Origin of the sequence: Streptomyces sp. NPDC001401, assembly GCF_042895385.1 — a bacterium.
GTDB lineage: Bacteria > Actinomycetota > Actinomycetes > Streptomycetales > Streptomycetaceae > Streptomyces.
The window spans coordinates 1,198,747-1,215,917 of the sequence record NZ_JBIAWI010000001.1 but is presented as its reverse complement, the minus strand read 5'-3'; the positions used below and the strand labels follow the sequence as shown (position 1 = coordinate 1,215,917).

The following is a 17,171-nucleotide window of genomic DNA, read 5'->3' as shown; positions in this document are numbered from 1 at the left end:
ACTGATCACCGACGGGCCGTCTCCCGATCACTGTTAGGAAAGTTTCCTATTGGCTGGAAAGGAACGTAAGCCCGAGGCGAAGGAGGCGTCAATAGAAACCGCCCCCGAGGCAACAGAGTCGTTACCTGCGGGGGCGGTGGTGGATCAGGTGCGTACTACTTCGCCGACGGCCGCTGCTGGGCGAGCGGCGATGCCGCTGCCGCCTGTGGGGAGTCCGAGTTGGAGAACACCGACGGGGCCGCGACCGCCGCCGTCGGGTCGGCGGTCTCCTCCTCGTCCGCCGGGGTCGTCGCGCCGCCCACGATGCGGATGTTCGCCGCGTCGAAGGCGCGCTTGATGCGCCAGCGCAGTTCGCGTTCGACGGCGAGGGACTTGCCGGGCATCGTCTTGGCGGAGACGCGGACCACCATCGAGTCCAGCAGCACGCTGTCCAGACCGAGGACCTCGATCGGGCTCCACAGGAGCTCGTTCCAGGGCTCCTCCGCGCTCATCTTCTCGGCGACCTCGTCGAGGGTGGACTTCACGCGGTCCAGGTCCTCGTTCGCCTTCACGGTCACGTCCACGCCGGCCGTCGCCCAGCCCTGGGAGAGGTTGCCGATGCGCTTGACCTCGCCGTTGCGGACGTACCAGATCGCGCCGTTGTCGCCGCGGAGTTTCGTGACACGCAGGCCGACCTCGATCACCTCGCCGGAGGCCACGCCCGCGTCGATCGAGTCGCCGACGCCGTACTGGTCCTCCAGGATCATGAAGACGCCGGAGAGGAAGTCCGTGACCAGGTTGCGGGCGCCGAAACCGATCGCCACGCCCGCGACGCCGGCGGATGCCAGCAGCGGGGCCAGGTTGATCTGGAACGTGGACAGGATCATCAGCGCCGCGGTGCCCAGGATCAGGAAGGACGCCACCGAGCGCAGCACCGAGCCGATCGCCTGGGAGCGCTGGCGGCGGCGCTCGTTGTTGACCAGCAGGCCGCCCAGCGAGGTCCCGTCGACCGCCTCGGCGGTACGGGTCATCCGGTCTATCAGCTTGGTTATCGACCGCTGCACGACCACTCTCAGCACACCCGCGATCACCAGGATCAGCAGGACCCGCAGCCCGATCGCGAGCCAGGTCGACCAGTTCTGCTCGACCCAGCTGGCGGCGTTGGTCGCGCTCTCCTGGGCGTCCTGGAGCGAGGGCACCGCCGGGGTCGTCGACTCCGAGGGAGACGGCGACGGCGACGAACCGGCGGCCAGTAGGACGGCGGGCAAGGACACGGCAGGTACCTCCAGGTGCAACGGTCTGCCGTCCGGCACGTCGACTCGGTCAAGGTCACGAAAAGGTCACCGCGACGGCAGGTCCACCACACTATCGGGGCACGGTGTGCGAATCCTTGCCATCTTCTGAGGAGAGACCGTGCTCACCCCGAGTTGCGCAGGTGGGATAAACCGCTGCCTCTCCGGGGGATGAATCAGATGTGGTCGAAAACACTCCCAGCCCGTTACCGGGACATGGTGGCGCTTCCACCAGGCAAGAGGGGAGACTGACTACAGATCGTCCCGGCGCGAGCCACGCGCCGCCGACGCCCAAGGAGGCATCCGTGCCGCATGTCCTGGTCCTCAACGCGTCGTACGAGCCGCTCGGCGTCGTACCGCTCCGCCGCGCGCTCGTCCTCGTCCTGGAGAACAAGGCTGTCTCCCTGGAGGAATCCGGCGCCTTCATGCACAGCGCAACCGTCACAGTCCCCGCACCCAGCGTGGTCCGGCTCAAGCGATTCGTCCGGGTTCCCTATCGGGGGCCCGTTCCTCTTACCCGGCGGGCGCTCTTCGCGCGCGACGGGGGCCGGTGCATGTACTGCGGTGGCGTCGCAACCAGCGTCGACCATGTCATTCCGCGCAGCCGCGGGGGCAAGCACGTCTGGGACAACGTGGTGGCGTCCTGCCGTCGCTGCAACCACGTGAAGGCCGACCGACACCTGTTCGAAATTGGCTGGCGGCTGCGCCACAAACCGGCCCCGCCCACCGGTCTGGCCTGGCGCATCATCGGGACCGGCCATAGGGACCCGCGCTGGCTGCCCTACTTGCAGCCGTACGGCGCGGAGGACGCCATGGCCCGGATCGACGGCATTTCCGCCTGACGATCCGGGCTTTCGCATACCCCTGTTCACAGGGCATGCGGTGCGATGAACGAGGTGTCCGGCCCGGGAGCCCCCCGTACTCCCGGGCCGGACGGTCATGCGGTCATGCGTAGCGCAGCTCGGCCGGGCGGACGGAGCGGCGCAGCAGCGGGATCGAGGTGGCCACCGCCAGCAGACAGCACACGTACACGGCGAACGGCACCAGGAGCATGCCGTACGGCACCGGCGCCACGATGTAGTCCGTGGAGACCGAGGCGTACCAGGCGCTGATCACCAGGCCGCCGATGCCCGCCACCGCGACCGCGGGGGCCAGCGGCAGCGCGGTCTCCAGGAGCAGCGCCCGGGCCAGCACCCCGTACGGCACTCCGGCGGCGGCCTGCGCGGCCAGGCCCCGGCGCCGCGTGGCGAGGGACTCGGCGGCGCCGACGGCGAGACTCGTGAGGATGAGCGCGAGGGCGACGAGGACCGCCGCGGCCGTCAGGTCGATGCCCGTCGTGTAGTACGCCATGTCCGCGGCCAGGTGTCCTTCGCGGCGGATGGCGTGGAGGTCGGCGAGCAGCACCTGCCGGATGCCGACGAAGCCCGAGCCCACGACCGTCACCAGCAGCACCGCCGCGTGCGTACGGGCCGCCGCCCACGGGTCCTCGCGCAGCCGTTCCGCCGCGATCAGTACCTCCGGGCGCCGGGCGCGGGCGGCCAGGCCCTTGCCCAGCTGCCGGGACGACGAGCCGGACAGCCACAGTGCAGTGAAGCTGACCAACAGGATCAGGACGATCAGCGTCAGCGGGCCGGGGCCGAAGGTGAAGGAGTCGCTGAAGACCGGGGCCACGACGATGAACAGCAGCGTCGCCGCGAGCAGCCAGGTCACCGACTTGAACAGCCGTCCCGGACCCCGCGTGGCCCGCACCCGCCGTACCCACCCGAGCGGCGAGGCCACCACCCGGCGCAGCGACAGGGCGCTCACAGCCGCGCCCAGCACGGGTACGGCCGCGGCCACCAGGGCGAAGCCCGCCCAGGCCAGGGCTGTCGGATGCGACCACAGCGGTACGAAGGCGGCCGTGGCCGGCGCCGAACCGGCCAGGCAGGCCGGCCCCGACTCCAGCGCCGCGATCCGCCGCACCTGCCCGGGCGCGGCCCCCGCGAGCCGCAGTGCGGCCAGCCGCCGGTCGCGGTGCACCGCTCCGATGCGCGCGCACTGCCCGAGGAACCCGAGCACCGGGATGAGCAGCAGCCCCAACGCGAAGATCACTCCGCGCCGGTCGCTGTCGGAGTCGAGCAGCCCGGACCCGACGGACACGGAGTAGTACCCGTCCAGTGAGGCGAGCGAGACGATCGCGAGTCCGATGCCTGTCGCCATCGCCGCCCCGAGTGCCGTGAGCCCGATCCGCCACCATTCCCGCCGGTCGGAACCCCGGGTGAGCAGCCAGGCCAGCCGGAGATCGGCCCTCATGCCGTCACCCCCGCCGGCGCCACGGCCCCGTCGGTCAGCCGTACCTCGCGGTCCGCGTACGCCGCCACCTGGGCGTCGTGCGTGATCAGCAGGACGGCGGTGCCCGCCTCGCGGGCGGTGTGCACCAGGGCCGTCATCACCTGCTCGCTCGCCAGGGAGTCCAGCGCCCCGGTCGGTTCGTCCGCGAAGACGATCTGCGGGCCGGTGACCAGGGCCCGCGCCAGCGCCGTCCGCTGCGCCTGGCCGCCGCTCAGCTCACCGGGACGCAGCGCCTCCTGCCCCCGTACGCCGAATCGCTCCAGCCATTCGCCGGCCTGTGTCTGGGCGTCCTTGCGGGAGCTGCCCGCGAGCATCAGCGGCAGCGCGACATTGTCCAGCGCCGTCAGTTCGGGGATCAGCTGCCCGAACTGGAAGACCACACCGAAGTCGCTGCGGCGCAGCTCGCTCAGCCGCTTCTCCGGCAGTCGGTCGAGCCGCTGCCCGGCATACGTCACCGAGCCCGCGTCCGGCCGGACGATGCCGGCCAGGCAGTGCAGCAGCGTCGACTTCCCGCTGCCGCTGGCGCCGGTCACGGCGAGGATCTCGCCGGTCCGCAGCTCCACCGAGGCGCCGCGCAGGGCCTCGGTCCTGCCGTGCGCCTTGGTGAGGTCACGGGCCGCCAGGAGCGGCACCGTGCTGTCTGGGCTGTCCCCGTTGCTCATGCTGCGTCGACCTCCGCGGTCAGGGTGGTGAGCCGGGCCGCCGTGGTCGTCATCCAACGGAGGTCGGCGTCGAGGTGGTTGAGGGCGTAGTCCGCCGAGAGCACGGTCGCGAGATCGGCGCCGGGCGCCGTCTTGACCGCCGTGAGCTCCCGCATCCGCTGCATGTGCGCGGCGCGCTGGGCCCGCAGATAATCGTCCGCGTCGCCGCCGGACAGGATCGAGACGACGACCTTGGCGAAGATCTCGTTCGTCACGAACGGCGCCGGCGGGGCGATCTCCCCGGCCCACTCGGCCAGTTCACGCGCCCCGTCGTCGGTCGAGCGGTACGTCGTCCGCTCCGGGCCGCCGTCCGAGTCGGTGCCCTCGACCTCAGCGAGGCCGTCCCGGACCAGGCGCTGCAGGGTCGTGTAGACCTGCCCGTAGGCCAGCGGACGGGCCTGCGGGAAACGTTCGTCGTGCCGCCGCTTCAGGTCGTAGCCATGGCTCGGCCCCGAGGCGAGCAGCCCCAACAGGATGTGGCGGGTGCTCATGCGGATCATTATGCACTCGCTACATGTACTGAGTGAATAGTTCCCGGGAAGGCGATCGGAAGGTGACTTGACTCAGTGTCCGGCCCAGAATGTGACGAGAGGCACTGAGTTCCATCCCGTACGTCTGCCGTCGCGCCCGCTGGGTAGGGCTGCGGTATCCCGCCATGCCGTACTCGACAAGGAGGCCCCCGTGGCCGCATCGGCACATCTTCTGCTCTCGCCCCTTTCCAAACGTGAGGCGTTCGCCGAACCCGAAACGCATCTGTGCGCCTTCAGCGCGGAGGGCGCCTGCGCCGAGACCCCGCTGACCAGCGAACCGCCCCTGCCCGACGCCGAGCCCCTCACCAGCGAGCCCCCGCTCGCCGACGCCGCACCCCTGACCAGCGAGGCGGTTGCCCCCGAGCCGGACTGCACGAGGCCCTAGATGGCAGCGCTGGGGCCGACCGAGCCGCCCTCCGAGGACCTGTCCCGGCTTGCCGGGCTGTACGGCGTCGCCACCTCCTACAGCCCCTCCCCGGACCGCACGGTCGCGGCCTCGGCCACCGCCGTCACCCTTGCTCTGGCCGCCCTCGGTGTCGACGCGAGCACCGACGACGCGGTCCGTGCCGCGCTCGCCGCCCGAGAGCGGGAGCTGAGCGAGCGGCTGCTGCCGCCGACGGTGGTCCTGTGGAGCGGCGCCACGTCCCCCGCCCTCGCGGCCCTCCCGGCCGGCACCCGACTGCGCATCGAGACCGAGCAGGGTGAGACGCGGGCGTCCGCCGACCAACTCCCGCCCGGCGTCCACCGGTTGACGGCCGACGCGCCCGACGGCCGCAGCGCCGAGGCCCACCTCGTCGTCGCCCCGCCCCGGCTGCCCACGCCCACCGCACGCTCGTACGGCCTGCTCGTCCAGCTCTACTCCCTGCTCTCCCGACGCTCCTGGGGCATGGGCGACCTCGGTGACCTCGCCGAGCTCACCGCCTGGGCCGGCCGTGCGCTCGGCGCGGGATTCGTCCAGGTCAACCCGCTGCACGCGGCCGTGCCCGGCGCCCCCACCGACCCCTCCCCCTACCGCCCCTCCTCCCGCCGCTTCCCCGACCCCGTGCACCTGCGCGTCGAGGACATCCCCGAGTACGCATACGTCGAGGACCGCGAGCGCCTGCGGGCGCTGCTCGGGCGCGCCGCCGAACTGCGCGAAGCGGTGCTGGAGAAGGGCGCGTTGATCGACCGGGACGCCGTGTGGGAGCTCAAGCGGGAGGCGCTGGAGCTGATCCGCGAGGTGGAGCTCGGGCCCGGACGGCGTGCCGCGTACGTCGACTTCCTCGCCGAGCAGGGCGAGGCCCTGGAGGACCACGCCACCTGGTACGCCCTCGCCGAGGTGCACGGCTCCGACTGGAGCCGCTGGCCCGCCGCCCTGCGCGACCCCCGCTCGGCCGAAACGGCCCGTGCCCGCGGGGAGTTGATGGACCGGGTGGACTTCCACTCCCGGCTCGCCTGGCTCACCGACGCGCAGCTCGCCGAGGCCCAGCGCGCCGCACGCGAGGCCGGGATGCCGGTCGGGATCGTGCACGACCTGGCCGTCGGGGTGCACCCCGACGGCGCCGACGCCTGGGCGCAGCAGGAGTACTTCGCCGCCGGGATGTCGGTCGGCGCGCCGCCGGACGCCTTCAACGCACGCGGCCAGGACTGGGGCCTGCCGCCCTGGAGACCGGACCGTCTCGCCGAGTCCGGCTACGCGCCGTACCGCCGCCTGCTGAAGGCCCTCTTCCGCTACGCCGGAGCCCTGCGCATCGACCACGTCATGGGCCTGTTCCGCCTCTGGTGGGTGCCGCAGGGACATCCGCCCACGGAGGGCACGTACGTCCGCTACGACGCCGAGGCCATGCTCGCGATCCTCGTACTGGAGGCTTCGCGCGCCGGGTCGGTCGTCATCGGCGAGGACCTGGGCACGGTCGAGCCGGGGGTGCGGGAGACCCTGCGCGAGCGCGGGGTGCTCGGTACGTCGGTCCTGTGGTTCGAGCGGGACTGGGAGGGCGACGGGCAGCCCCTCCCGCCGGAGGCCTGGCGCGCCGACTGCCTGGCCACCGCCACCACCCACGACCTGCCGCCCACCGCCGCCCGCCTCACCGGCGAACACGTCGAACTCCGCGACCGCCTGGGCCTGTTGACCCGCCCGCTGGAGGAGGAGCGCGCGGAGGCGGCGAACGACACGGGGGAGTGGCTGGGCCTGCTCACCCGCCTCGGCCTGCTGCACGGGACGGGCGGCGCGCACGGCGTATCGGAGGAGGAGGCCGAGATCCAGGCCGTCCACCGCTTCCTGCTGCGCACCCCGTCCCGCATGATCGGCATCTGGCTCCCCGACACGATCGGCGACCGCCGCCCCCAGAACCTCCCGGGCACCTGGGACCAGTACCCGAACTGGCGACTGCCGATCGCGGACGCGGAGGGCCGCCCGGTGACCCTGGAGGAACTGGCGGGGTCGCCGCGGCTGCATGCGCTGATCGACGTACTGCGGACGGTGCGGCAGGGGTGAGGAGGGGGCGGATCGCTTACAGCACCCCCCCGAACGAGCGGCCCCGATCGTCGTTCGATACGTTTGACAACGTGGACAAGAAGAACGCCCTGCGCGCCGGCGCCCTGGCCGCCGGTACGACGCTGATGATGCTGCTCATGTCGTCCCCCGCCTCCGCGCTGATCCATGACGACGGCGAAGACCCCGGCAAGGGGCTGAGCGTCGGTGAGACGCTGGGCCTCTACGTCCTGGCCCCCCTCGCCCTGTTCGCGGTCATCGCGGGCCTGGTGATGGTCCTGGACAAGTCCAAGGACCGCCAGCCGAAGGCCAAGGCGAAGGCCTGACCTCACGTTTCCCGAGGGCGTCGGCCTCACCGTACGTAGGGTGAGGCCGACGCCCTCGCTGTGTTCTCACGGGCTGGGCGCCGTCAGATACCGCTGCAGGCTGGGTGCGAGCCACGCCACGATCTCCTCGGGGGGCAGCGCCACCACGGGCGGGATCCGCAGGACGTAACGGGTCAGCGCCAGCCCGAGCAGCTGCGTCGCCACGAGCGCGGCCCGCGCCGGTACCTGCTCGGGGTCCGGGCACACCTGGCGGGCGACCGGCAGCACCTGGTCCCGGAAGATGCCCTGCATGCGCTCGGCCCCGGCCTGGTTGGTCGCACCGACCCGCAGCAGCGCGGTGAGCACCTCGTTCTCCTCCCAGGTGTCGAGGAAGTGCGCCACAAGGGCGCGGCCGACGTCCTGCCGGGGCCGCCCGGCCAGGTCGGGCAGCCGCAGATCGACGGAGACGGCCGACGCGAACAGGCCCTCCTTGTTGCCGTAGTAGCGCATCACCATGGACGGGTCGATGTTCGCGTCCTTGGCGATGGCGCGGATGGTGGCGCGCTCGTAGCCGTCGGCGGCGAAGCGCTCGCGGGCCGCGGTGAGGATCGCCTCACGGGTGGCGTCGGAACGGCGCCGGGCGCCGCTGTCGGAACCTGTGCTTCTGCTGTTGCTGCCGTTCATGCCAACGAGCGTAGGCCAACGAATGTATGCCAACAACTGTTTGCCAACAAGTGTTGACCCCTGCCGAAGGTCCTCGCTACTCTCGTCAACAAGCGTTGGCAAACAAGCGTTGGCAACTGGAGGTCACCATGAACGGCACCACCGACCGCTCCGTGATCGTCGTCGGCTCGGGTCCCGCCGGTCTTCTGCTGGCCGGCGACCTCGCCACCGCCGGTGTCCCCGTCACCCTCCTCGAAAAGCGCCCGCACAAGATCAGTAACCTGTCCCGCGCCTTCGTCCTGCACGCCCGCACCCTCGAGCAGCTGGATGCCCGAGGTCTCGCCGACGGCCTGGAGTCCGTCGGCCGCCCCCTCGACAGCCTCCGCCTCTTCGGCCGCCTCACCGTCCAGCTCGGCACACTCCACTCCCGCTTCAACCACCTCCTCGTGATCCCGCAGTACGAGGTGGAGAAGGCCCTGGAGCGGCGTGCCGTCGAGGCCGGTGTGGACTTCCGGTACGAGACCGAGCTGACCGGGCTCGCCCAGGACGCGGACGGTGTGACGGTCGAGGTCCGCGGCCCCGGCGGGGCGGCCGACAGTCTGCGGGCTGCGTACGTCGTCGGCACCGACGGCATGCGCAGCGCCGTGCGCGACGCGATCGGGCTCCCCTTCCCCGGCCGCTCCGCCATCCGTTCCGTCGTCCTCGCGGACGTACGCCTTGCCGAGGAGCCGGAGAACCTGCTGACCGTCAACGCGGTCGGCGACGCCTTCGCCTTCCTCGCGCCCTTCGGCGACGGCTACCACCGCGTCATCGCCTGGAACCGCGCCCGCAACGTTCCCGACGGCGAACCCCTCGACCTGGACGAGGTCAGGGAGGTCACCCGGCTCGCCCTCGGCCGCGACTTCGGCATGCACGACGCCCGCTGGATGTCCCGCTTCCACAGCGACGAACGCCAGGCGCCCGCCTACCGGGTGGGCCGCGTCTTCCTCGCCGGGGACGCCGCGCACGTCCACACCCCGGCCGGCGGCCAGGGCATGAACACCGGTCTGCAGGACGCGGCCAACCTGAGCTGGAAGCTGGCCGCCGTCGTCCAGGGCCACTCGGAAGCCGCCCTCCTCGACAGCTACCAGGCCGAGCGCCACCCCGTCGGCAGGTCGGTCCTGCGCAGTAGCGGCGGCATCGTCCGCCTCGCGATGGCCAAGCGCCCCTGGGAACTGGCGCTGCGGGCCGCGCTCACCACCTTCCTCAACACCGTGGGTCCGGCCCGGCGCAGGGCGGTCGGCCAGATCACCGGCATCGGCTACCGCTACCCCGCCCCCCGCGGGGCCCACCGCCTCACCGGCACCCGCGTCCCGGACGTCGCCCTGAAGAGCGGCCGCCTCTACGAGGCCCTGCGCGGCGGCAGGTTCGTGCTGATCACCCCACAGGCGTACGAAGGCCACGGCACCCGCAAGGATCGGCTCGCGGTGGAGCGCTGGGCGAGCGACCGGCGTACGACCGTCCTGGTCCGCCCTGATGGATACGTGGCCTGGGCGGCGGACTCGGCGGACGCCGGGGCGATCGAGGAGGCGGTCGCCGCCCATGTGGGACGGGAGTGAGGACCGGACAGAACGAGTGATCTTTCCGGCTTCGGGGAAGTGTCAGAAGCGGAGTGACGGCGTGTCATGGAACAACAGGAGGAGCGACTTCAAGCAATAGGGTGACGCTTCCCTCAACGACCCTCGGGGGCATCGATGTGCCGGTAGTGTCGGCCAGATGCTCCCCCCTTTTGTGGATCTTCGTCCCATTGGCAGATGCAATCTCGACTGCCCATTCTGTTTCGGTCCCCGCCATGAAATCCCCACCATGCCTCGCGAGAACGCACTCCGAATTGCCGCGAAACTGCGGGAGGAAAGCGTGCAAGGAGTGGTCATCTCGGGAGGCGAGCCCACGCTTCTGCAGTATCTGGCCGATCTCGTCGGGGAGTTGAGCATGCCGCTCCCCTACGGCCACCCTCCTCGAGTCGTCCTCAGCACGAACGGTCTTGCGCCCCTTCGCACCATGGAGCGAGTACTTCCAGGACTTTCATGGATCGCGCTTCCTCTGGAATCGGCGGACGAAAAGGAGCACAGGGAACTCAGAACGGGGGTGGCGCCGCACCGGAAAAGAGTCCTCGAGCTGTTGAGGGAAGTGCGGAAGAACCATCAGTACGTGGGTGTGAAGCTGGGGACCGTGGTTACCCGGCGCAATGTTTCCGGAGCCCCGAGAGTTCTCGACCTCATTGAGGAGGACGCCTGGCTTCCCGATATCTGGAAGGTGTACCAGATGTCGGAGACAAACTACGGTGCGGACAACAGTGATTGGCTGTCGGTCGGCGACGAACAGTTCGAAGAGGTGGTGGACCGCTGCAGAAGCGCGGCCGAGGAGCGCGGTGTCGCCCTGCGGGTCTACCGGAACTCCACCCGAACGGGCAGCTACTTCTTCATCGACCCCGACTGCGAGGTCGTCGTCATCGACGACGACGGGGAACGCAGGCTCGGCAACTTCTTCACTCTGCTCGAAGACGGCGGGTCCCGTTCGGCCGGCCTGGTCTCGCCGTTCAGGAACGTCGAGAACTTCGTGGGAACGTATCCGGACGACGAAAAGAGTGGTGATGACGGCACACGTGCGCGTGGGCGTACAGGCGATCGTTCGCTCAGGTGACCGGATCCTGCTGGGCTTGAGGAGCAACGTCTTCGGGCATGGCACCTGGGGGCTTCCCGGAGGACACCTCGAGGTGGGGGAGTCGCTGACCGGGGCAGCATGCCGCGAGCTGGAAGAGGAGACCGGGGCACGCGCCCGGGCGGCACGCGTCGTATGCGTCACCGACCCGGATCCCGCCGCCAACCACCACATGCAGGTCGGTGTGGAGATTCTGAGCTACGCGGGCGAGATCCGGGTACGGGAGCCGGACCGGTGCGCGGGCTGGGAGTTCTGGCCGATGGACGCGCTGCCGGATCTGTTGTTCGTCGGCTCGGTGCCGGTACTGCAGAGGATCAGGGACGGGGTACTTCTCCCCTCCTGACCTTTTCCCGATCGCGGACGTAGCCGTGTGCTTGCATTTCGGCCCGCAGCGTCTCGATGTGCTCCTTCTCATTCGCCTCGAACTCGTCCCAGGTGCTGGAGAGTTCCCACTGGGTGTTGAACTCCTCGAGGCTGTCGGGGTGGTACTGGCTGTCCTTGCGGAACTCCACCTCGAACACGCTCATACCTCGACGGGTCCGCCGGCCGGGGTTCGACGTGATGTACGGCTCGAAGAAACCGACATCCGTAGTGAGCAACGTAGACCCTGGAATGTCCAAGGGCGTCACCCTCAGTTCGACGTGATCCGGGTAACGCTTCTTGAGGCGTCGGTAGGATCGGACAACCGGGCGGAACGCCTTCTGGTAGTAGTCGCTGCGCCTCACCAGTTCGTCTATGTTCCCGTAATTGCCGGGATCTGCCGTCGGGTTGCCCGGCAGGAAGGCGGCAAGGGTGCTCCACGGGCTGCTGATGACGACCTTGAAGTGCACGTTGCGTTGCAAAGCGTCGACGACAGGCCCGTAGAAGAGGTCGATCTCCTTCAGGAAGTAGGAGGCTCCCGCGTGGGCTATGAGCCGGATCTCGTCCGACTCCCTCGCCAGCGCTTGCTGTTTCGCGCTGTTGCGTGCGTCGCTCTCGTGCGGCAGGTACACCTTCTCGAGGTGGTAGTCGTAGAGATTCCCGAGCTCTGAGAGAGGGGGGTCGGCGGACTTGGCGGCCGCGTGCATGTCGGCGAGCGCGTCTCGCAGGATCCGTGTCTGCGGATGTCCCTGGCCGAGGTCCGGGGACTCCACGGCGTAGTTCCTGGCCGCCTCGAGCGCCTTGATGGCCGCGGTCATGCGGGGGGCGTCCTTGGGTTCGCCCGATCCCTCCCAGCCGTCCACCGCATCGAACTCGGCGGCAGCCAGCGCGGCTTGGGCGATGATCGTCTCGCGGTGCTCCGGGCCGAGGGTCGCATGAGTCGTCGCGTGCAGATACTCCAGTTCCGCGATGTGCTGTCCGTCCGGGTGCGACTCCTGACGCGCGGAGGCCAGAGCTATCTGGGCATCGAGGGCCCGCAGAGCCTGGCTGCCCTCTCGCTCGACGAAGAGCTGCACCGACTCCTCGAACCGGGCCAGCGAACTCTCGAGTGCCTTGGCGTCATGGCGAGTTCGGGCGATCGCCAGCTTCACCCGGTCGGCCGCCAGCCGGGCCGTGAGGTCCGGTTCCCATGGGCGCCTGAGTTCAGCGAGGACCTTGTCGGCCCAGAAGTCCGCGGCCTCGAGATCGTTCATCTGGAGACTCGCCTCACTCAGGTTGGCGAGAATCGCGGCCCGCTCACGGGTCTCGTACCGCTCCTGTGACTCGTCCTGGTGGGCCCGGCCGAGCGCGCACACGAGGGTGGCCCTGGCCCCTGTCAGATCGCCCTGATCCGCGAGCAACGCACCGAGGTGGTTCCAGAGTTCGGCCTCCGTGTAGACGATGGCGTCGCTCTCGGCGCGTTCCATGCGCCTGATCGTCGTGTTCGTCAGGTCCCTGGACTCCTTCTTCATGCCGAGGTCCAGCAGGCACTGGGCGAGATGCGTGTGCCGGGCGACGATCTTCGGATCGTTGTCCCAGAGCGTCGCGTCGGCGCAGATCCGGTTGACGTAGCCGGTGAGCAGGTCCTCGGTCTCCTGTCGTGGGGGGCTCACCTCCGCAGCGCCCTGCGCGCTCTCCTCCTCGTCGGCCGCCCTGTCCGCGAGCGCTATCGCCTCGTCGAGGCTGAGGTCGGCGTCCATGGTCATTTCTCCTCCGGGGGACGTTGTCGGGTCTCTTCCTCCGGCGGGGTCTTCGCTGTGGCCTCCGGCGGTTTCTCCGTCGCTCCTGCCTCCAGCGGTCGTTTCTTCGGCTTCTTTTCCGGTGGCCGCTTCTTCGGTTTTTCGCCGGGCGGCCGATTCCCGGGCAAGATCCATTGGGCGCGGATATAGCCGGGCGAGGGCCGCATGCCAGTGTTCTTTGTCCTCGAGCCGAGCAGCCGGAACGCTTCCGCTATGGACACGGCGAATGCTTCGTCGCCCGTGGAGCTGTTTCCTCTCGGCTGGACCAGGAGGCCGAGGACTTCCGGAGGCGAACTCTGCGGCGTCGACTCGATCGGGCTGCCGGCGTAGGTCGCATGGTCGTCCATCGGCACTTCGCAGCGAAGGCGCATGGCTTTGACCGTGAGTGTGGCCGTCTTGTAGTAGACGGAATCCACTTCGACGACCTTTCCCGACAAGAAAGGCTTGTTGGGTGCCGCGGAAGCCGTCGCCCACCACGCTTCACCGTCGCGTGCCTTGCGGAAGGTGATGTCCGACAGAGGCGCTCGACTGCCATTCAGTTCGATCCTGAGCCGGGCCAGGTCCGACGGAGTGTTGCAGGACACGATGGAAACCGGGGTTCCGTCCTCCAGGTGGAGTGACGGCTTCGTGGTGCACGCGTCGGCGCCGATCTTTTCGCAAAGAAGATGAACGGCCGTCAGTGCGAATGTTCGTTCGATGCGCAGCCCGCACCCGATGGGATTTCCGTTGTAGTACAGGTCGATCAGATGTTCGTTCCGCATTACGGTTCGGCTCCCCCCGTCCGATCCTTTCATGTGGTCCGGGTGTCCCGCCCGGAAAACGCAATGCTAGCTTTGATCGGATTTCGTGAGTGCTGTTTTCGCCGAAGTTGTCTCGCGTGTGACGGGAGGGTTTACGGTGGTGAACGGAATTGGGATTCTGAGAAATCGCTTTCTCGATCTTCCGTTCTGCTTCGGAGATTCTCCGTGAACATCTGACAACAGCAGTTCCAGGAGGTTGCGATCGGCTTTCCTGGACTCCTTGACGTACTCTGTGAACTTGCGCCACAGCTTGTCGGCACCGGTGTCCAGGCGGACGTTGGGGTCCTGGGCGCACCACTTCTCCCAGGCTTCCTGCCATTTGTCCGTCAGGTCGAAGGATTCCTTGCATGCCAGGATCAACGGCTTGGGACTGTAGATCTCGACGCGGGCCGCGATCGCGGCGGCGGTTTCGTGTGCCTCGGTCCGTCGTGCGTCGTTCTCGGGGAGCGTGTCGTCGAGTGCTTGAGCCCGCATACGGGCGAACAGGTGGACGGCGCTCATCAGTTCCGCGTACGTGTCCACGCGGCGGTCCCACAGCCGACGTTCCCGGTCCCTCTTCGTCGTGGCCCGCTGTGTGATCAAGGCTGCGCTGAAGGTGGCCGTCGCGCCCACCGCGGTGCCGACGATTGCCGCCTCGGCCGGCGTAATTCTCACGCCGTCATGATGGCGCGGTGGTCGGACGGAGGAAATGGCTCCGTGCCGGACCGGGGCGCGGTCGCCGCCCGGGCGGGCCCTACGGCTGTGTGTGCCCCGTCGAGGCCAGCAACTGCCGTAGCAGCCCGGCCAGTTGCCCGGACTCCTTCTCGCTCAGTGCCGACAGGGCCTCCGCTTCGGCGGTGAGGCCGGCGGCGACCGCCTCGTCGACGATGTTCAACCCCTTCTCCGTGAGGGTCACTTGGAGGCCCCGGCGGTCGTGCGGGTCGGGGGAGCGGCGGAGCAGGCCGGCGCGTTCCAGTTTGTCGAGGCGGCCGGTCATGCCGCCCGTGGTGAGCATCAACGTGGCGGAGAGCTGGCGGGGCGAGAGGGTGTAGGGCTCGCCGGAGCGGCGCAGGGTGGCCAGGGCGTCGAACTCGCCGCGTGAGATCCCGTAGGGCGCGTACGCCCTCTCCATCCGGTCGCCCATGGCGCGCGAGAGCCGGAAGATGCGGCCGAAGACCTCCATCGCCCGGGTGTCGAGGTCGGGGCGCACGGCAGCCCACTGCTCGATGATCGCGTCGACGGGGTCCTTGGGCTGTGCACTCATGCGGCGAGTATCCGCTCGATTCCGGTCGCCCGCAAGAAACTGACTTGACGGAAAGTTGCTTAGAGCTAAGCTACTTCCTGCCAAGCGATCTCTGCGAACCGCCTCCGAGAGAGGACCCGGCCATGACTCGGCCCGCGAACGTCCTGCTCACCGCCCTCGCCCCGGTCTCCTGGGGCACCACCTATGCCGTCACCACGGAGTTCCTCCCGGCCGACCGCCCCCTGTTCACGGCCCTGGCCAGGGCCCTTCCTGCCGGTCTGCTCCTGCTCGCGTCCGCCCGCGTCCTCCCGCGCGGCGCCTGGTGGTGGAAGTCCGCGGTCCTCGGCGCGCTGAACATCGGCGCCTTCTTCCCCCTGCTCTTCCTCTCCGCGTACCGGCTGCCCGGCGGTATGGCGGCGGTCGTGGGGTCCGTCGGCCCGCTGTTCGTCGCCGGGCTCGCGGCGGTGCTGCTGGGGGAGCGGCCGACGGTACGGACGCTGCTCACCGGGGTTGCGGCGGCGTCCGGCGTCAGCCTGGTCGTACTGAAGGCGGCCGGGGCGCTGGATGCGCTGGGGGTCCTCGCGGCCCTCGCCGCCACCGCGTCCATGTCCACCGGCACGGTGCTCACCAAGCGGTGGGGCCGGCCCGAGGGTGTCGGTCCGCTCGCCCTCACCGGCTGGCAGCTCACCGCGGGCGGTCTGCTGATCGCTCCCCTCGCGCTCCTGGTCGAGGGTGCGCCGCCCGCACTCGACGGCCGTGCGATCGGCGGCTACCTGTACCTCGCCCTGGCCAATACGGCGGTCGCGTACTGGCTCTGGTTCCGCGGTATCGGCCGGCTCACCGCCACCCAGGTCACCTTCCTCGGCCCGCTGTCGCCGCTGACGGCCGCGATGGTCGGCTGGGCGGCGCTCGGCCAGACGCTGACGCCGGTTCAACTGGCCGGCATGGCGCTGGCGTTCGGGGCGACGGTGGCGGGTCAGCTGGGCGCGCGCCCGGCCGGGGCGGCCGACCAATCATTCAGTTCTGCTTCAAAAAATCATCGAAAAGATTCGATGGACGTGACAGGTGTGGCGCTGCGACGGTAGATCCGCCGAGATCACCGACCAGCGAAAGGACCTCTGTGGCTCTCGCCCTCCACCGGACAACCTCCCGTACCACCGCCCCTCTCCTCGGGCTCGTCCTCGCCGCGCTCGCCACCGTCGTCTGGTCCGGCAGCTTCGTCACCTCCAGGGCTCTGCACGACAGCGTGCCGCCGGTGCAGCAGGCGTTCTGGCGGTGGGTGGTGGCGCTGGTGGCGGTGGCGCCGTTCGGAGCCCGACAGGCCTGGCGGCAGCGGGATGTGATCCGGCGCCACTTCGGCTTCGTGCTGCTCGCCTCGCTTCTCGGGGTCGCGGCCTACAACACCCTCGTGAACCAGGCCGGGTTGACCACCCGGGCCGCCGACATGGGCATGATCATGGCCGCTTCACCGGTGCTGATGGCGGTGTTCGAGCGGGTGGGAGGCGTACGGCTGGGCGGGCGCCGGGTCGCCGGGCTGCTGATGGCGTGCGCGGGGGTGGTGCTCCTGGTCGGCGGCGGGACGGCCCGCGGCGGAGCCGCAGATCGATACAGCGTCCCCGGTGACCTCTGGATGATCGCCGCGGCCTGTTGCTTCGGGTCCTACAGCGCCCTGTTGCGACGGCGGCCGGCCCAACTCGGCAGTACGGCCTTCCTGTTCACGACCTTCCTCCTGGGGGCGGCGATGCTGCTGCCCGCCCAGGCCGTGAGCCTCAGCGTCCAGGGCGGCTTCACGCCCACCTCCGGCACCGTCCTCCCGCTCCTCTACGTCGGTGTCGCCTCCTCCGCCGTTGCCTTCTTCGCCTGGAACAAGGCGGTCTCCCTGGTCGGCGCGGCCCGCGCGGGCGTCGTCTACTACCTGCAGCCGGTGTGCGTGGCCCTGCTGTCCTGGGCGGTGCTCGGTGAGCGGGTGGGCCCGGCGCAGCTGCTGTGCATGGCGCTGATTCTCGGCGGGGTGATGCTGGGGGCCGCCGTATAGGTTGC

General features: G+C 69.7%; 18 protein-coding genes. 9 read left to right on the top strand and 9 right to left on the bottom strand.

Translation table 11 applies throughout. From position 1 onward, the window contains the following. Positions 1 to 155 precede the first annotated feature (155 nt). Positions 156 to 1,253 carry a mechanosensitive ion channel family protein gene (locus tag ACFY10_RS05585; protein ID WP_390663734.1) on the bottom strand — a complete coding sequence of 366 codons (1,098 nt, stop codon included), beginning with the start codon at positions 1,251 to 1,253 and terminating at the stop codon, positions 156 to 158. Positions 1,254 to 1,576: 323 nt separating this feature from the next. Between ACFY10_RS05585 and ACFY10_RS05580 the strand changes: the two genes are divergently transcribed. Continuing rightward, positions 1,577 to 2,113 (top strand): HNH endonuclease, encoded by a 537-nt coding sequence (locus ACFY10_RS05580; RefSeq protein WP_020116449.1) that lies wholly within the window; start codon positions 1,577 to 1,579, stop codon positions 2,111 to 2,113. Between the two features lie 103 nt (positions 2,114 to 2,216). Here the strand turns inward: ACFY10_RS05580 and ACFY10_RS05575 are convergent, their stop codons facing one another. Genes ACFY10_RS05575 through ACFY10_RS05565 form a run of 3 tightly spaced genes read right to left on the bottom strand, consistent with a single transcriptional unit; the run spans position 2,217 to position 4,794 of the window. Beyond that, on the bottom strand, positions 2,217 to 3,563 hold the full coding sequence (locus ACFY10_RS05575) for an ABC transporter permease (RefSeq protein ID WP_390663733.1): 1,347 nt from the start codon (positions 3,561 to 3,563) through the stop codon (positions 2,217 to 2,219). Then, on the bottom strand, positions 3,560 to 4,264 hold the full coding sequence (locus tag ACFY10_RS05570; protein WP_390663732.1) for an ABC transporter ATP-binding protein: 705 nt from the start codon (positions 4,262 to 4,264) through the stop codon (positions 3,560 to 3,562). The genes ACFY10_RS05575 and ACFY10_RS05570 overlap by 4 nt, the downstream gene beginning before the upstream one ends. Continuing rightward, a complete protein-coding gene (locus ACFY10_RS05565; protein WP_390663731.1) occupies positions 4,261 to 4,794 on the bottom strand; it encodes a PadR family transcriptional regulator in 534 nt (177 codons plus the stop codon). Before ACFY10_RS05565 ends, ACFY10_RS05570 begins: the two co-directional genes overlap by 4 nt. 190 nt (positions 4,795 to 4,984) lie before the next feature. On the opposite strand from ACFY10_RS05565, the gene ACFY10_RS05560 reads away from it, so the two are divergent. From ACFY10_RS05560 to ACFY10_RS05550, 3 genes are all read left to right on the top strand, one after another. Next, positions 4,985 to 5,218: a hypothetical protein gene (locus ACFY10_RS05560; RefSeq protein ID WP_390663730.1), complete on the top strand. Its 234-nt coding sequence runs from the start codon at positions 4,985 to 4,987 to the stop codon at positions 5,216 to 5,218. Then, positions 5,219 to 7,306 (top strand): 4-alpha-glucanotransferase, encoded by a 2,088-nt coding sequence (gene malQ, locus ACFY10_RS05555; protein WP_390663729.1) that lies wholly within the window; start codon positions 5,219 to 5,221, stop codon positions 7,304 to 7,306. It begins immediately after the preceding gene. Positions 7,307 to 7,377: 71 nt separating this feature from the next. Continuing rightward, on the top strand, positions 7,378 to 7,629 hold the full coding sequence (locus ACFY10_RS05550; protein ID WP_390663728.1) for a hypothetical protein: 252 nt from the start codon (positions 7,378 to 7,380) through the stop codon (positions 7,627 to 7,629). Positions 7,630 to 7,695: 66 nt separating this feature from the next. On the opposite strand, the gene ACFY10_RS05545 is transcribed toward ACFY10_RS05550, so the two are convergent. Then, a complete protein-coding gene (locus tag ACFY10_RS05545; RefSeq protein ID WP_390663727.1) occupies positions 7,696 to 8,292 on the bottom strand; it encodes a TetR family transcriptional regulator in 597 nt (198 codons plus the stop codon). 128 nt (positions 8,293 to 8,420) lie between these two features. Between ACFY10_RS05545 and ACFY10_RS05540 the strand changes: the two genes are divergently transcribed. From ACFY10_RS05540 to ACFY10_RS05530, 3 genes are all read left to right on the top strand, one after another. Next, entirely contained in the window at positions 8,421 to 9,869 is a 1,449-nt protein-coding gene (locus tag ACFY10_RS05540) for an FAD-dependent monooxygenase (protein WP_390663726.1), read from the top strand. Between the two features lie 157 nt (positions 9,870 to 10,026). After that, positions 10,027 to 10,953: a radical SAM protein gene (locus tag ACFY10_RS05535; RefSeq protein ID WP_390663725.1), complete on the top strand. Its 927-nt coding sequence runs from the start codon at positions 10,027 to 10,029 to the stop codon at positions 10,951 to 10,953. Between the two features lie 16 nt (positions 10,954 to 10,969). After that, entirely contained in the window at positions 10,970 to 11,314 is a 345-nt protein-coding gene (locus tag ACFY10_RS05530; protein ID WP_390663724.1) for an NUDIX domain-containing protein, read from the top strand. Here ACFY10_RS05530 and ACFY10_RS05525 read toward each other — a convergent pair. The 4 genes from ACFY10_RS05525 to ACFY10_RS05510 all read right to left on the bottom strand — a co-directional run bounded on the left by ACFY10_RS05525 (position 11,286) and on the right by ACFY10_RS05510 (position 15,152). After that, a complete protein-coding gene (locus ACFY10_RS05525; RefSeq protein WP_390663723.1) occupies positions 11,286 to 13,070 on the bottom strand; it encodes a hypothetical protein in 1,785 nt (594 codons plus the stop codon). The two genes, ACFY10_RS05530 and ACFY10_RS05525, sit on opposite strands and share 29 nt — an antisense overlap. Before the next feature lie 2 nt (positions 13,071 to 13,072). Next, positions 13,073 to 13,870: a hypothetical protein gene (locus ACFY10_RS05520; protein WP_390663722.1), complete on the bottom strand. Its 798-nt coding sequence runs from the start codon at positions 13,868 to 13,870 to the stop codon at positions 13,073 to 13,075. Between the two features lie 66 nt (positions 13,871 to 13,936). Then, a complete protein-coding gene (locus tag ACFY10_RS05515) occupies positions 13,937 to 14,563 on the bottom strand; it encodes a hypothetical protein (RefSeq protein ID WP_390663721.1) in 627 nt (208 codons plus the stop codon). 79 nt (positions 14,564 to 14,642) lie between these two features. After that, positions 14,643 to 15,152: a MarR family winged helix-turn-helix transcriptional regulator gene (locus tag ACFY10_RS05510; protein WP_390663720.1), complete on the bottom strand. Its 510-nt coding sequence runs from the start codon at positions 15,150 to 15,152 to the stop codon at positions 14,643 to 14,645. A 122-nt stretch (positions 15,153 to 15,274) separates the two neighbouring features. Here ACFY10_RS05510 and ACFY10_RS05505 point away from each other — a divergent pair, with 122 nt between their 5' ends. Both ACFY10_RS05505 and ACFY10_RS05500 read left to right on the top strand, forming a co-directional pair. After that, a complete protein-coding gene (locus ACFY10_RS05505; protein WP_390663719.1) occupies positions 15,275 to 16,216 on the top strand; it encodes an EamA family transporter in 942 nt (313 codons plus the stop codon). A gap of 35 nt (positions 16,217 to 16,251) precedes the next feature. Beyond that, entirely contained in the window at positions 16,252 to 17,166 is a 915-nt protein-coding gene (locus tag ACFY10_RS05500; RefSeq protein ID WP_390663718.1) for a DMT family transporter, read from the top strand. Positions 17,167 to 17,171 lie beyond the last annotated feature (5 nt).

Bases quoted from the DNA above. Each gene is read 5' to 3' on its own strand.
- ACFY10_RS05575 (WP_390663733.1), bottom strand. From the start codon at position 3,563: ATGAGGGCCGATCTCCGGCTGGCCTGGCTGCTCACCCGGGGTTCCGAC.
- ACFY10_RS05570 (WP_390663732.1), bottom strand. From the start codon at position 4,264: ATGAGCAACGGGGACAGCCCAGACAGCACGGTGCCGCTCCTGGCGGCC.
- ACFY10_RS05565 (WP_390663731.1), bottom strand. From the start codon at position 4,794: ATGAGCACCCGCCACATCCTGTTGGGGCTGCTCGCCTCGGGGCCGAGC.
- malQ (WP_390663729.1), top strand. From the start codon at position 5,219: ATGGCAGCGCTGGGGCCGACCGAGCCGCCCTCCGAGGACCTGTCCCGG.
- ACFY10_RS05545 (WP_390663727.1), bottom strand. From the start codon at position 8,292: ATGAACGGCAGCAACAGCAGAAGCACAGGTTCCGACAGCGGCGCCCGG.
- ACFY10_RS05540 (WP_390663726.1), top strand. From the start codon at position 8,421: ATGAACGGCACCACCGACCGCTCCGTGATCGTCGTCGGCTCGGGTCCC.
- ACFY10_RS05535 (WP_390663725.1), top strand. From the start codon at position 10,027: ATGCTCCCCCCTTTTGTGGATCTTCGTCCCATTGGCAGATGCAATCTC.
- ACFY10_RS05525 (WP_390663723.1), bottom strand. From the start codon at position 13,070: ATGGACGCCGACCTCAGCCTCGACGAGGCGATAGCGCTCGCGGACAGG.
- ACFY10_RS05520 (WP_390663722.1), bottom strand. From the start codon at position 13,870: ATGCGGAACGAACATCTGATCGACCTGTACTACAACGGAAATCCCATC.
- ACFY10_RS05510 (WP_390663720.1), bottom strand. From the start codon at position 15,152: ATGAGTGCACAGCCCAAGGACCCCGTCGACGCGATCATCGAGCAGTGG.
- ACFY10_RS05505 (WP_390663719.1), top strand. From the start codon at position 15,275: ATGACTCGGCCCGCGAACGTCCTGCTCACCGCCCTCGCCCCGGTCTCC.